At 61.1% G+C, this 12,160-nt stretch carries 13 protein-coding genes; 2 read left to right on the top strand and 11 right to left on the bottom strand.

The features are described from left to right. Nucleotides 1-68: 68 nt before the first annotated feature. The 3 genes from NMD14_18330 to NMD14_18340 form a co-directional block, all read right to left on the bottom strand. The gene (locus NMD14_18330; protein XEI32638.1) at nt 69-968 is read right to left on the bottom strand and encodes a DMT family transporter; all 900 of its coding nucleotides are present in this window, start codon (nt 966-968) and stop codon (nt 69-71) included. A 123-nt stretch (nt 969-1,091) separates the two neighbouring features. Further along, nucleotides 1,092-1,376, bottom strand: a complete 285-nt coding sequence (locus NMD14_18335; GenBank protein XEI34797.1) for a DUF2214 family protein — start codon at nt 1,374-1,376, stop codon at nt 1,092-1,094. Nucleotides 1,377-1,381: 5 nt separating this feature from the next. Further along, nucleotides 1,382-1,522, bottom strand: coding sequence for a hypothetical protein (locus NMD14_18340; GenBank protein ID XEI32639.1), 141 nt, complete (start codon nt 1,520-1,522; stop codon nt 1,382-1,384). Nucleotides 1,523-1,605: 83 nt separating this feature from the next. Between NMD14_18340 and NMD14_18345 the strand changes: the two genes are divergently transcribed. Then, complete coding sequence (locus tag NMD14_18345; GenBank protein XEI32640.1) at nt 1,606-3,240, top strand: sensor domain-containing diguanylate cyclase; 1,635 nt, start codon at nt 1,606-1,608, stop codon at nt 3,238-3,240. 115 nt (nt 3,241-3,355) lie between these two features. On the opposite strand, the gene NMD14_18350 is transcribed toward NMD14_18345, so the two are convergent. From NMD14_18350 to NMD14_18375, 6 genes are read right to left on the bottom strand one after another with little or no spacing between them, the layout of a single operon-like run. Then, entirely contained in the window at nt 3,356-4,009 is a 654-nt protein-coding gene (locus tag NMD14_18350) for an HAD-IB family hydrolase (protein ID XEI32641.1), read from the bottom strand. Between the two features lie 39 nt (nt 4,010-4,048). Further along, complete coding sequence (locus NMD14_18355; protein XEI32642.1) at nt 4,049-5,056, bottom strand: ABC transporter ATP-binding protein; 1,008 nt, start codon at nt 5,054-5,056, stop codon at nt 4,049-4,051. A 6-nt stretch (nt 5,057-5,062) separates the two neighbouring features. Then, complete coding sequence (locus NMD14_18360) at nt 5,063-5,839, bottom strand: ABC transporter permease subunit (protein ID XEI32643.1); 777 nt, start codon at nt 5,837-5,839, stop codon at nt 5,063-5,065. Further along, nucleotides 5,832-6,731, bottom strand: a complete 900-nt coding sequence (locus tag NMD14_18365; protein ID XEI32644.1) for an ABC transporter permease subunit — start codon at nt 6,729-6,731, stop codon at nt 5,832-5,834. The genes NMD14_18360 and NMD14_18365 overlap by 8 nt, the downstream gene beginning before the upstream one ends. Continuing rightward, nucleotides 6,731-7,564 (bottom strand): alkaline phosphatase family protein, encoded by an 834-nt coding sequence (locus tag NMD14_18370; GenBank protein ID XEI32645.1) that lies wholly within the window; start codon nt 7,562-7,564, stop codon nt 6,731-6,733. Before NMD14_18370 ends, NMD14_18365 begins: the two co-directional genes overlap by 1 nt. 9 nt (nt 7,565-7,573) lie before the next feature. Then, a complete protein-coding gene (locus tag NMD14_18375) occupies nt 7,574-8,635 on the bottom strand; it encodes an extracellular solute-binding protein (GenBank protein XEI32646.1) in 1,062 nt (353 codons plus the stop codon). Between the two features lie 183 nt (nt 8,636-8,818). Between NMD14_18375 and NMD14_18380 the strand changes: the two genes are divergently transcribed. Further along, nucleotides 8,819-9,649, top strand: a complete 831-nt coding sequence (locus NMD14_18380) for a UTRA domain-containing protein (protein ID XEI34798.1) — start codon at nt 8,819-8,821, stop codon at nt 9,647-9,649. Between the two features lie 150 nt (nt 9,650-9,799). Here NMD14_18380 and NMD14_18385 read toward each other — a convergent pair whose 3' ends face one another. Together NMD14_18385 and NMD14_18390 are read right to left on the bottom strand one after the other, a co-directional pair. After that, a complete protein-coding gene (locus NMD14_18385; GenBank protein ID XEI32647.1) occupies nt 9,800-10,564 on the bottom strand; it encodes a helix-turn-helix transcriptional regulator in 765 nt (254 codons plus the stop codon). Between the two features lie 499 nt (nt 10,565-11,063). Further along, nucleotides 11,064-12,062 carry a sensor domain-containing diguanylate cyclase gene (locus NMD14_18390; GenBank protein XEI32648.1) on the bottom strand — a complete coding sequence of 333 codons (999 nt, stop codon included), beginning with the start codon at nt 12,060-12,062 and terminating at the stop codon, nt 11,064-11,066. Nucleotides 12,063-12,160 lie beyond the last annotated feature (98 nt).

Below are 12,160 nucleotides of genomic sequence, written 5' to 3' on the forward strand. Positions count from 1 at the left end.
TCAATGGATCCTTAACTGATCAGCATTGCGACTGTCGGGGCGTTTTTGTTATGCAGGCAGAGCGAGGTTTACTTGGTCACTGGCACCTTGTCCCGGCGCGACTTCCACCACCATCTCAAGCGGATCTGGGAGATCAGCATCCCCGCCAGCATCAGGGCGCAACCGGCGACGGCGCGCTCGTCCAGTGTCTCACCCAACAGCAACACGCCACCCACGGCGGCAAACACGGTCTCCAGACTGAGGATGATGGCGGCGTGGGCCGGATGGGCGCCCCGCTGCCCCACCACCTGCAGGGTATAACCGACCCCGACCGACACCAGCCCGGCATAGAGCAGCGCCTGCCAACCGGCCACGGCGCCGCTAACAGTCGGGGTTTCGATAACAAAAGCAGTAGCTAGGCTGAGCAGGCCGCAGACCACGAACTGCACCCCGGCCAGCTTGATGGGGGCAACCCGGTTGGAGTAGTGATCCACCAGCAGCAGGTGAATGGCCCAGAACAGGGCACCGACCACCTGCAACAAGTCGCCAAAGCCGATGGTGAACTCGTCGGTGACGCTCAACACATAGAGACCGGCCAGCGCGATGATGGCGCCGATCCAGGTATTGAGCCCGCTCTTGTGGCGCAGCAGCAGCCCCAGCACGGGCACCAGAATGATGTAGAGCCCGGTGATGAAACCGGCCTTGGCGGCGGTGGTATAGAGCAGCCCGACCTGCTGCAGGGAGGCGGCGCAGAACAGCACCAGCCCGGCCAGCACGCCACCGATCAGCAGTTGGCGATGGTCGCCCGCGACAGCAACAGGTTGTCGGGATTTGAGCCACCAGAGCAGCGGCAGCAGGGAGAGAGCGCCGAGCAGAAAGCGCAGGCCATTGAAGGTATAGGGCCCCATGTGATCCATCCCGAGGCGCTGGGCGACAAAGCCCATACCCCAGATGGTGGCAGCCATCAGCAACATCAGGTTGGAGCGCATGGGATTCTTCCTTAAATCGGCGCGTGACGGGTTATCCGATCCAAGATACCTGCCTCCCTATCCTCTTGTCTTCACTCTTTGTCGCCACGCACTGCGCGGCTGTGCTCCCCACTGCCGCTCACGTTAAAGCTGCGGAGGCTTGGTCAGCACGGCCAGCAGTACCAGATTGCCCCGCAGGACCCAGACCACCCGGAAGTGCTGCCGGATGGAGATCATTGGCGCCTTGCCCAGACGCAGGGCGCGACGCCAGCGATAGAAGAGGCGACTGGGGTAGTCGAGGGAGCCGACAATCAGCAGAAACAGCCCCATCTTGAGACCGTGGGCAGGATGGGCAAAGAGCTCCACCACCGAGCAGGCATGCTCAAGAACCAGCAGACAACCGGTGGCAAAGAGGGAAAAAAGCGCCAGCGCTGCTACGCTATCTGCCAGCAGCAGACGGCGCCCCCGCGCATGTTCAGACCGCGCCGAAAGATCAGATATTCGGCACAGAGGGCCAGGATCAACAGCGCTATGTTGCCGTAATGAGTCATGAAGAGCAGAGCGTGGTTCAGCATCGGAAAAATCTCATTTGCTGCCTTTAGACGAGCAGCACAGCATCATATATGCTGGTGTCACCCGAGCCGAAAAGGATCTGTTCATGTCTCCCGGCAAGCCCAAGAACACCTGGTCTTTGATCACCCGCATGCGGCTGGGCCTCCTCTTGCTCTTTATCCCCGTATTGCTGCTCGGCAGCATCTACTACCTGCATATGGAGCGCACCCTGCGCCACGAGCAGCAACAGAACCTGATTGCTCGCAACACCCAGTATTTCCACACCCTGATCGAACCCTATCTGGCGACACTCAAACGCCAGTTTACGCTGATTTATCAGCAGGTGAATTATCAGGATTTCAGCGGCCCGGAGATCCGCAACGGCGAGCGCTACCTGCAGCAGTGGCAGGCCTATCACAAGGTGATGGAGCTTGATTACGTCTATGTGGGTACCGAACATCACCAGATACTGATCTATCCCTCCTGGCAGGCCGATGAGAAGTTCGATCCCAGAACCCGCCCCTGGTATCTGCTGGCCGCCAGCCATCCCGGACAGATTGTCTGGACCGAACCTTATTACGACTACACCCTGGGTACCCTCACCATGGCACTGGCCCGAGTGATTGAAGACCCTGACGGCAAACGGGTCGGGGTGCTCTCACTGGATACCCAACTCACCCCTCTCGCCAGCTGGCTCAACAGTCGGCACGAGCAGAGTCATCATCTGGGCAAGGGCTATCAGATCCTGCTCAACCATGACGGGCTGGTACTGGCCCATCCGGATCGAGAACAAGTCTTCAAACCGCTCGAACAATCCGGCTGGCTGGCTCGCATGCACGATGAACAGGGATTCTTCCTCGATAACGCCAGCGGCATGATGGTCTCTTACTACCACATCCCCGAGCAGCGCTGGATCCTGCTCAGCATTGAGCCAACCGCCAGCATGCAGCAGGTGATCGATAGCGTCTCTGTCAACGTGCAGCTGATGATTGCCCTCGCCAGCATTCTCTATCTGCTGCTGGCCCTGCTCTGGGCTCGCTACTTCCGCCGCATGCTGGGGGAGATCACCAAGCTGATACGTGCCAGCCGCTCCGGCGGTATCGCCTACAGCGGTAGCCGGATGTTGGAGCTGGCCAAGGTCTATGAAGAGATGGATGCCGCCAGCCAGGACTTTGCCCAGATCCGTCAGCAAGCCAATCAGGACAAGCTTACCGGCCTCTACAATCGCCGCTTTTTCGACGAGTGCCTGCAACAACAGATCAGCAACGGCGCCTCTGTCGGGGTAGTGATGTTCGATCTGGATAATTTCAAGCAGGTCAACGACAACTATGGCCATCAGACCGGCGACATGGTACTCAAACGGACTAGCAAGCTGGGCATGAGCCTGTTCCACGAGTGGGGCTGGTTCTGCCGCTACGGCGGCGAGGAGCTGGTATTGATCTTCCGTTACGGCGAAGAGCAGCCAATACTGCCCTCCCTGCTGGAAGCGTTCCGGCTCGGGGTTGAACAGCTGAAGTGGCGCGAAACCGGCCTCACCATCACCATTAGCGGCGGGGTGGCCTTCAGCCGCACCGGGTTCTCGGCCAAAGAGCTGGTGGAGCTGGCCGACAAGGGGGTCTATCAGGCCAAGCGGGAGGGGAAAAATCGCATCTGCTTCCCGCTGCGCCACGCCCCTCACCAGAGTGCCGAGGAAGAGATTCCCGCCTTTGGCGAGCCCCGGCGACAAACCAACGAGGGGTAGCCACAGCGGCCAGCATCAACCACCACACCGTCAGCAAAAACAAAGAGAGAGGCACCTGCCTCTCTCTTTGTTTTTCGTGCTTCTTGCCGCACGTTAAGCCTGTGTGGCGCGCGATTCAGCGCTGCCACTCCCACACCGGCCAGCCCAGCTCAGAGGCGCACTGGCGTAGCGCAGGGGCCGGATTGACCGCATGAGGATGGCTCACCGCCCGCAGCATGGGCAGATCGTTGTGGGAGTCGCTGTAACCAAAGCTCCCCTGCCAGAGCAGCTCCCGCCTGGCAAACAGCTGGTTGATACGGGCCACCTTGCCTTCGCGAAAACTGAGGGTGCCGCGGGTCTGACCGGTCAGCATCCCCTCCTCCTCATCGAGCAGGATTGCCACACAGTGATCCATCCCCAGCATCTTCGCCATGGGGGCAACCAGATGCTCGCCGGAGGCGGAGATGAGCACCAGCTCGTCGCCCCGCTCCCGATGCCACTCGATACGCGCCAACCCCTCCGGGTAGAGGCGCTCGCGCAGCACCTGCTCGGCAAAGTGGTGACACTGCTGGCTGAGCCACTGGCGCGACTTACCCGCCAGCGGCTGCAGGGTGAAGGCCATGTACTGGTGCATGTCCATCTTGCCCTGATGGTAGAGGGACATCATCCCCTGCTCTTCGGCCACCATGCCCGCCGGGGCCAGCTCCTCGGCCACCATGTACTCCAGCCAGAGGCTGGCAGAATCCCCGGCAATCAGGGTCTCGTCCAGATCAAACAGTGCCAGTGCCATGCGGGCTCCTTGCGGTAACAACGAAAATGAAACGAGGCGTCATGCTACCTCACAGAGTTGATCCCGGGCCACCGCCAGGGTCACGGCACTGCCGGTGGCCAGCAGATCGCCAGCCGAGCGGTTGAGGCAATCCACCGTCAACAGCCCCGCCTCGCACTCCACCTGATAGCGGATCACGTTGCCGAGCAGCTGTTGCTGGCGAACGATGCCGGGCAGGCTGGGCTCGCTGCTGGTCGCCCCGGCGGGCAGCAGGGTGATGGACTCCGGTCGCAGCGCCAGCTTGCCCTGAAAACGGGGGCCGAACAGCGACTTGCCCTGCTCGGCGCCGAGCAGGTTGTAGTTGCCGATAAAGCCCGCCACAAACTCGCTGGCGGGACGGGTATAGATCTGCTCCGGCGTGCCGCTCTGGACGATGGATCCCTTGTTCATCAGGAAGATCCGATCCGACAGGGTGAGCGCCTCCTCCTGATCGTGGGTCACGAAGATGGTGGTGAGTTCGAGGCGCTGCTGGATCTCGCGGATCTGCTGGCGCAGGCTGCGGCGGATACGGGCATCCAGCGCCGAAAGCGGCTCGTCCAGCAGCAGGATCCTTGGCCGCACCACCAAAGCACGAGCCAGCGCCACCCGCTGGCGCTGTCCGCCGGAGAGCTCGGCCGGATAGCGGCGCTCGAAGCCGGTCAGCTCCACCAGCTCCAGCGCCTCCTGCACGCTGGCCGCCAGCTCCCGCCCCGGCTGGGGCTTCATCTTGAGGCCGAAGGCGACGTTGTCCCACACCGTCATGTTGGGGAACAGCGCATAGCTCTGGAACACCATGCCGATGCCGCGCTTCTGGGGCGCCTGCCAGGTGATCTCTTCACCGGCCACCCGCACCTGACCGCCATCCACCGGAGTGAGCCCGGCCAGCGCTCGCAGCAGGGTGGACTTGCCACAGCCAGAGGGGCCGAGCAGGGTCACCAGCTCCCCCTTGCGAATGCCGAATTCGATCCCCTCGAACACTTTGGTGTCGCCATAGGATTTGTGCAGTTGATTCACTTCTAAATGAAACATCTTGGATCACCGATGAAATCTGTTGGCCGCCCAGGTGAGCAGCAGGGTCAGCAGGAAGTAGCTCATCACCAGTGCGCTGGTGAGGTGGCCCGAGGTTGAACGCATGTTGTAGAGGTAGACCTGCAGGGTCTCGTAACGGGTGCCCACCAGCATGTTGGCAAACACGAACTCACCGAGCAGGAAGGAGAGGGAGAGAAACAGCGCCGCCAGTAGCCCCTTGCGCAGGCAGGGGATCACCACCAGCAGGAAGGCGCGGGCGCTGCTTGCCCCCAGCAGGTGGGCGGCATCCATCAGATCTTTCAGCGGTACACCCTGCAGGCTGTTGGCCAGCGCCCGGTACATAAAGGGGAGCACCACGGTGAACCAGGTGCCGATCAGGATCCACGGTGTGCCGATAATGGGCAGAACGCCGTCGGCGTAGATCTGCAGCAGCCCCACTGACGAGACCACAGGTGGCACCGCGAAGGGGAGCAGGATCAGCAGGTTCATCCAGGGATCCAGCTTGGGGAAGTAGTAGGCCACCACCAGCACGGTCGGCACCAGCACCAGAGTGCCCAGCAGCAGGGTGGCGAAGCAGACCAGCAGACTGCGGCCAAACGCCGCGAGAAAGCGCGGGTCGCCCCACAGTTTCAGATACCAGTCGAGGGTGAAGCCATCCGGCAGCAGGGTTGCCCCCCAGCGGGTGGAGATGGAGTAGAGAAACGTGGCCAGCAGCGGCAGCAGCAGGGTGGCAACCAGCCCACCCAGCACCCACTTGGGCCAGCGCGGCGTCAAATCATGCATGTGATTGCCCCTTGTTCACATAGCTCTTTTTCAGCAGCCACTGGTTGGCGGCCGTCACTACCCCCAGCAGCACCATCAGGATCACCGCCAGCGCCGCCGCCATATTGGGCTCGAGGAAGATGTCGCCGGAGACCAGGCTGGCCACCCGGATGGTCACCAGATTGAAGTTGCCGGTAGTGAGGGCGTAGGCAGAGGCATAGGCCCCCACCGCGTTGGCAAACAGGATGATCAGGGTGCCGAGCAGTGCGGGAGTCAGCACCGGCAGCGCCACGTGCCACACATACTGCCCCTTGCTCGCCCCCAGCAGCGCGGCAGCCTGCGGCCACTCATCCTGCAGCGCATCGAAGGCCGGGTAGAGCAGCAGCAGGGCGAGCGGGATCTGGAAGTAGGTGTAGATGAGAATAAGGCCCGACCCCGAGTAGAGGTTGAAGCCGTTGATCAATCCCCAGGATTTCAGCAGCAGGGTCACCGCGCCATTGATGCCGAGAATGATGATGAAGGCGAACGCCAGCGGCACCCCGCTGAAGTTGCTGGTCATGGTGACAAAGGCCAGCAACACCCGCTTGACCCGCTCACCGCTGTGGCGCAGCGCCGCCGCCCCGAGGGTGCCGATGGCAAGCCCCGCCAGACTGGCGATACCGGCGATACGCAGCGAGTTGCCGAACGATTGCAGGTAGAAGGGGGAGCTCAGGATCTCCCGATAGTAGTCGAGGCCCCAGCCATCCGGGGTCTGAAAACTGCCCACCAGCACCCACACCATGGGGGCGAGCTGGAACAGGATCATCAAGAGGACAAAGGGCAGCAGCACCAGCGCGGGCAGCCAGTGGCGGCGCACCTTGTGCTTGGTTGCCACGGGTTGATCCACCAGGATCTCGGTGGTTGCAGGCATCATCAGTGCACCTCGCGCATAAAGGCCGCCTTGAGCAGCGGTGGAGCTACCGGCTTGTCGTGGGGGATGCCCAGCAAATCCGCCATCAGGGCGCAGAGCTGGGTCTGGGCGATCACCACCCCATCCGGCCAGCGCTCGATAAAGGCATCGCCAAACAGCCAGAGCGGCACCGCGCGCTCTTCCGGCAGGGTGCCGCCGTGGCTCAGGTCGTTGTTCATGCCGTGATCCGAGGTGACTACCACCTGATACCCCTCCGCCAGCCACTGGGGCAGCAGATCGGCCAGCAAGCTGTCAATGCGGCGCGCCTGATTGCGGTACTGGCGGGAATCGAGGCCAAACTTGTGGCCTGCATCATCCACCCCCATCGGGTGGATCAGCAGAAAATCGGGGTCATATTGGGTTCTGAGCCATTCCCCATCCATCAGCAGATGGCTGTCGGGATAGTTGTCATCCCAGTAAAAGCAGCCGTGCTGGATGGGCAACTGCTCGTCGTGAGTAAAGCGATCACGGGCCGCCAGCCAGGGGCTGCGGTTGTAGAGTTCGCTCACCCAATGGTAGGCCGCCGCTGCGGTGCGTTTGCCCGCGGCACGGGCCAGATGGAAGATGGAGTCATGCAGACTGAGGCGACTCACCCCGTTGTGGGTGATGCCGCTCACCACCGGCGGCACGCCGGTCAGAATGCACTCGTAGAGGGGTCGGGAGAGAGACGGCAGGGCAGCATTCAGGGTAGTATGCAGGCCCCGCCCCGCCTCCACCATGCCACCGAGGTAGCCCATGGTGTGGGCTACCTCGGCTGCCAGGCCATCCACAAGTACCACTATCACCTTGTGTTGCACTGGATTCCCTTACTGCATGTTGATCATGACGGTTTCTTGCCACTGGCGCGGCAGGGCCTTGGAGCTCTGCTCCCAGGCGGCATGATCCTGCACCGGCTTGGCATTGGCATACTGTTCGGCCGGCAGCAGCTTGGCCTTCACGTCATCCGGCAGGGTCACGTTGCTGCGGATCGGGCGAGCGTAGCCACGGGCCAGGTTGATTTGACCGGCGTCGGAGAGGATGTATTCCCGCGCCAGCTTGGCGGCGTTGGGGTTTTTGGCCCACTTGTTGATGATGGTGGTGTAACCGGCGATGACGGAGCCGTCGCTCGGGATCACTACCTCAAACTTCTTGGGGTCGATCTGGTCGCGGTAGTTAAGGGCGTTGAAGTCCCACAGCACACCCACTTCCACCTCGCCCTTCTCGATGTTGGCGATGGTCGGGTCGTTCAGCGACAGGCGGCCCTGCTTGGCCAGCTGACCGAACAGCTCCAGGGCGGGCTTGAGATTCTTCTCGCTGCCGCCGGTGGCATAGGCCGCCGCCAGCACGCCGTTGTTGGCCTGGGAGGCAACACCCACGTCACCCAGGGTCACCTTGTAATCGCCACCCAGCAGGGATTGCCAGCTGGTGGGGGCGGCCTTGACCAGATCCTTGTTGATCAGGAAGGCGATGGTGCCGGTATAGGCCAGCATCCAGTGACCGTCCGCATCCTTGGCCCAGTTGGGAATATCAGCCCAGGTGGAGGGTTTGTAGGGCTGGGTAACACCCTGCTTGACCGCAACCGGCCCGAAGGCGCCGCCCACGTCACCGATGTCGGCGGTGGCATTGGCCTTCTCGGCGGCGAACTTGGCGATCTCCTGCGCCGAGCTCATGTCGGTATCCTGATGCTTGATGCCGTAGATGCTGCCCAGCTGCTGCCAGGTATCCTTCCAGTTGGCCCAGCTGTCGGGCATGCCGATGCTGTGGAGCTGGCCTTCACCACGGGCGGCCTTCTCGAGATCCGCGATATTGTCGGCTGCATAGCTATTTGTGGCAAACAACGGTTGGCTGATGGCCACCATGGCCAGTGCACTTGCGATCACGCTTTTCATCATCCCATCCCTCTGGACTAGGTCAGTTAAGGTTCGAGAGGGATGCTAGAGGGGAAATATGACGGTGGCGGGGCGCTTTAATGGCAGTTTGATGACAATCACCCTGTCATGACGCTGTCATCCACAGCGGTTACAACTCTGAACCCGAGTGAGGCTGGACTACTCCAGTCATCCGCCTTCTGAATAAGCAACAGGGACAAGAGTGTGACCGAGCCGAGATTGAGCGAGCAGAGAGTGAACGAACAGAGCATGGCCGATGGCCGATCCTCCTCCAAATGCGAACAGATTTGTCAGACCCTGCGCCGCTATATCGGCAGCGGCCAATTGGGGGCCGGGCAGCAGCTACCCGCCGAACGGGCCCTGAGCGAGCGTTTCGCCACCACCCGTATCACCATCAAGGAGGCGCTCTCCAGCCTCGAAGCAGACGGCCTTATCTACCGAGCCGAGCGGCGCGGCTGGTTTGTGGCACCACCCCGCCTCACCTACGATCCCGCCATCCACACCCACTTTCACCAGTGGATCGGCGAGCAGCAGCGCACCGCCGAAACCCGGGTGCTGGCCCACGGCAGCGAGCTTGCCAGCAGCGAACTGTGTCGCTGGATGGGGCTGGAACCCTTCACTCCACTTTATGAGATCCGCCGCCAGCGGCTGATCGACGGTCGCCCTGTGCTTCACGTCAGCCACCACCTGCTGGCGAGCCGCTTTCCCGATATCGCCAGCACGCCGCTGGCCAGCTCCCTCACCGAGCTCTATCAGCAGCGCTATGGCATAGGCCAGGGCGGGGCGAGTCTCGAGATCACTCCCTCGGCAGCGCGGGGCGCCATCGCCCGCGCCCTCAATCTGGCGGAGGGGAGCGCCGTGCTGCGGCTGGTGCGGGTCAACTATGACGAGCGGGGTGGTCTGGTGGATTGCGATATCGAGCACTGGCGGCCAGATGCGATCCGTATCTGTCTCGATACCCGGGCGTTGCAACCGATCGCAGGCAAGCTGCAACAAACCCGGGTCGCCGATTAGGGAAAATATCCAGAGCACTGCCGAGCACAGTGGCGATCCGCATCGGCCTCGATACCCGGGCGCTGCAACCGAACACAGGCAGATCGCATACCGTTCTATTCACGGAATAACCAGACTCCAACACGGCGGATCCCGCAGGATCCGCCGGGATCAGTTGTCGATATTGGGGATCATGTCGTCGAAGCTCTGGTAGCCGCAGTCGGCCAGTTGCAGCGACATGGTGTAGGTCTTGGCGTGCTCCTGCTGGCCGATGGCGGGGCGGTTGAGCTTGATCTCCTGATGCCAATACTCCTTCATCCGGTCGATCAGCGCCATCGCCTCCCCCTCGTTGAGGTGCAGCTGGCAGAGCGCCATATAGTTGTTCGACTTGTGCATGTTCTCCACCAGATACTCCCCCAGCACTGACATTGCCTGCCGTGCCTGCTGACGGGCGAAACGGCTGTGCTGCTCGAAGCTGATCCGCTCGCTGATCAGGAAGTGGTAACTGTTGTCGATACCGAGCTGCAGGATGCCGAGCTTCTCCAGCTTGCGCAGATAGAGGTAGCAAGAGGCATCGGTCAGGCCGTACTCCCGTTTCAGATCGATCAACGTCTTGTCGCGCCAGAAGATATTGGCGAGAAAGGCGTAAAGCCCCGGCTCGTTGTGAAACGCCTCGTCCTGCTCCTGGGTGAAGACGGCGCGGCGGCTCTGGGCATCCTGAGTGCGATCCAGCAACTCCTCGAACGAGAGCCCCACCAGATGGCAGATCTCCAGCAGAGTATCGAACGGCAGCGAGGGTTTATTCATCATCCGTTTCACGGTGGCGATGGAGACGCCCATCGCCTCCGCCAGCGTCTGATAGCGGATCCCCTTGTCGGTCAGGGTCTTCTTCAGGGTGTCGAGAATATTGTTGGCCAGGGTCTGGCTGTAGGTCATGCCACTCTTCCTTGTTATCGCACTTTCATTGCATGGTTATGCCAATTCAGCTTCTGACCTGCTTTTACCTTCAAGGCTCAGATATTGACACCGAAAAAACAGCCAAGAGAAAAAATCGCCGCATACTCCCGTGAGGACAGACCAGTTGAACGTAGAGGTCGCAGAATATGACACCAGACAGTGCATATCTTTCAACCCGCAAACATTTTGCTAGTGCTGCATAGAACATCGCGCATAATCGGAACGTATCGAATTCAAGACCCTTCCTGGTTGAGAAATCGATTGTTTGCTTCCAAATTTTTATCTTTTAAACCGTAAGGTTTTTTCTCTTTCCTGGCATTGGGCGGCGCTGATAGCACCGCCCTTTTCTTTTCCCTGAAATCACTGGGCAGGTCAAGGGGCCCGGCGGCCAATGTGCGCAGATGCAAGCAGATGCAAAAAGGCCGCAGGTTTCACGCCTACGGCCCTTTTTGCTGCTCTTTTTCCGTACTCTGCACCGTTAGCAGATCTGGTCTTTGCCCAGTTGCTTGGCCTGATAGAGCGCCCGATCGGCGCGCACCATCAGGCTCTCCTTCTGCTCCCCCTGCTGATACTCCGCCAGCCCGAAGCTCATGGTAGCGGGAGCGTGGGGGCAGATGGGCTCGCTCGCCATCAATGCCTGCACCTTGCTCGCCACTACCAACGCATCCTCGCGGCCGGTATTGGGCAGCAGCACCATAAACTCGTCACCGCCCCAGCGGGCCAGCAGATCGATCTCGCGGATATGGCGGCGCACCAGCGCTACTATGTTGATCAGGGTCTGATCCCCGGCGTTGTGGCCATAGTAGTCATTGATCTGCTTGAAGTTGTCCACATCCATGGCGATCACCGTAAAAGGCTGATGGAAGCGGCGGGCCCGATCGCACTCCAGCTGCAACGCCCGCTCCAACCGATAACGGTTGGCTGCACCGGTCAGGGCATCGGTCTCTGCCAGCTGACGATTCTCTTCTGCCTTCTGTTGCAGTACTTCGTTGAGTCGCACCAGTTCGGCGGTGCGCTCGGCCACCAGCTGCTCCAGCGACTGATTGTGCCGCTCCAGCTGCTCCAGCAACAACTTGCTGGCGTGGATATCGCGATGGGCGCCGATCATCCGCGCCACAGACCCATCGGGATTGCGCTCAATGATGTGGCCGCAATCCTCAATCCAGAGGTAACTGCCATCGCGGGTGCGGCAACGATACTCGGCGCGATATTCGTGGGTGCTGCCGCTCAGGCAGAGATCGAACTTCGCCATCACCCCAGCCAGGTCGTCGGGGTGGATCACGTTCTCCCAGGTGAAGACGGTATTGCCGAGGGAATGGGGCTCGTAACCCAGCATCCGGTACCAACCTGGGTTGCGATAGACAAAACCGGTATTGGCATGCCAATCCCAGATGCCATCGCTGATCACCTCCAGAATGCCGTGCACCACGGCTTCGCTGACATCCGAGATCCTGATCGTGTCACTGTCCTGCAGCATAGCGGCTATCCCTCTTCTATCCCGCGCCACCACGGGGAATCGCTCTGTTGTCGTGAGGAGTTCACCTTGGCATATCGCCACAAATCTGTCAGCCAGAA

The organism is Aeromonas veronii (assembly GCA_041319085.1).
Lineage (GTDB): Bacteria > Pseudomonadota > Gammaproteobacteria > Enterobacterales > Aeromonadaceae > Aeromonas > Aeromonas veronii_F.

Bases quoted from the DNA above. Each gene is read 5' to 3' on its own strand.
- NMD14_18350 (XEI32641.1), bottom strand. From the start codon at position 4,009: ATGGCACTGGCACTGTTTGATCTGGACGAGACCCTGATTGCCGGGGAT.
- NMD14_18355 (XEI32642.1), bottom strand. From the start codon at position 5,056: ATGTTTCATTTAGAAGTGAATCAACTGCACAAATCCTATGGCGACACC.
- NMD14_18375 (XEI32646.1), bottom strand. From the start codon at position 8,635: ATGAAAAGCGTGATCGCAAGTGCACTGGCCATGGTGGCCATCAGCCAA.
- NMD14_18345 (XEI32640.1), top strand. From the start codon at position 1,606: ATGTCTCCCGGCAAGCCCAAGAACACCTGGTCTTTGATCACCCGCATG.
- NMD14_18330 (XEI32638.1), bottom strand. From the start codon at position 968: ATGCGCTCCAACCTGATGTTGCTGATGGCTGCCACCATCTGGGGTATG.
- NMD14_18340 (XEI32639.1), bottom strand. From the start codon at position 1,522: ATGCTGAACCACGCTCTGCTCTTCATGACTCATTACGGCAACATAGCG.
- NMD14_18365 (XEI32644.1), bottom strand. From the start codon at position 6,731: ATGATGCCTGCAACCACCGAGATCCTGGTGGATCAACCCGTGGCAACC.
- NMD14_18360 (XEI32643.1), bottom strand. From the start codon at position 5,839: ATGCATGATTTGACGCCGCGCTGGCCCAAGTGGGTGCTGGGTGGGCTG.
- NMD14_18390 (XEI32648.1), bottom strand. From the start codon at position 12,062: ATGCTGCAGGACAGTGACACGATCAGGATCTCGGATGTCAGCGAAGCC.
- NMD14_18385 (XEI32647.1), bottom strand. From the start codon at position 10,564: ATGACCTACAGCCAGACCCTGGCCAACAATATTCTCGACACCCTGAAG.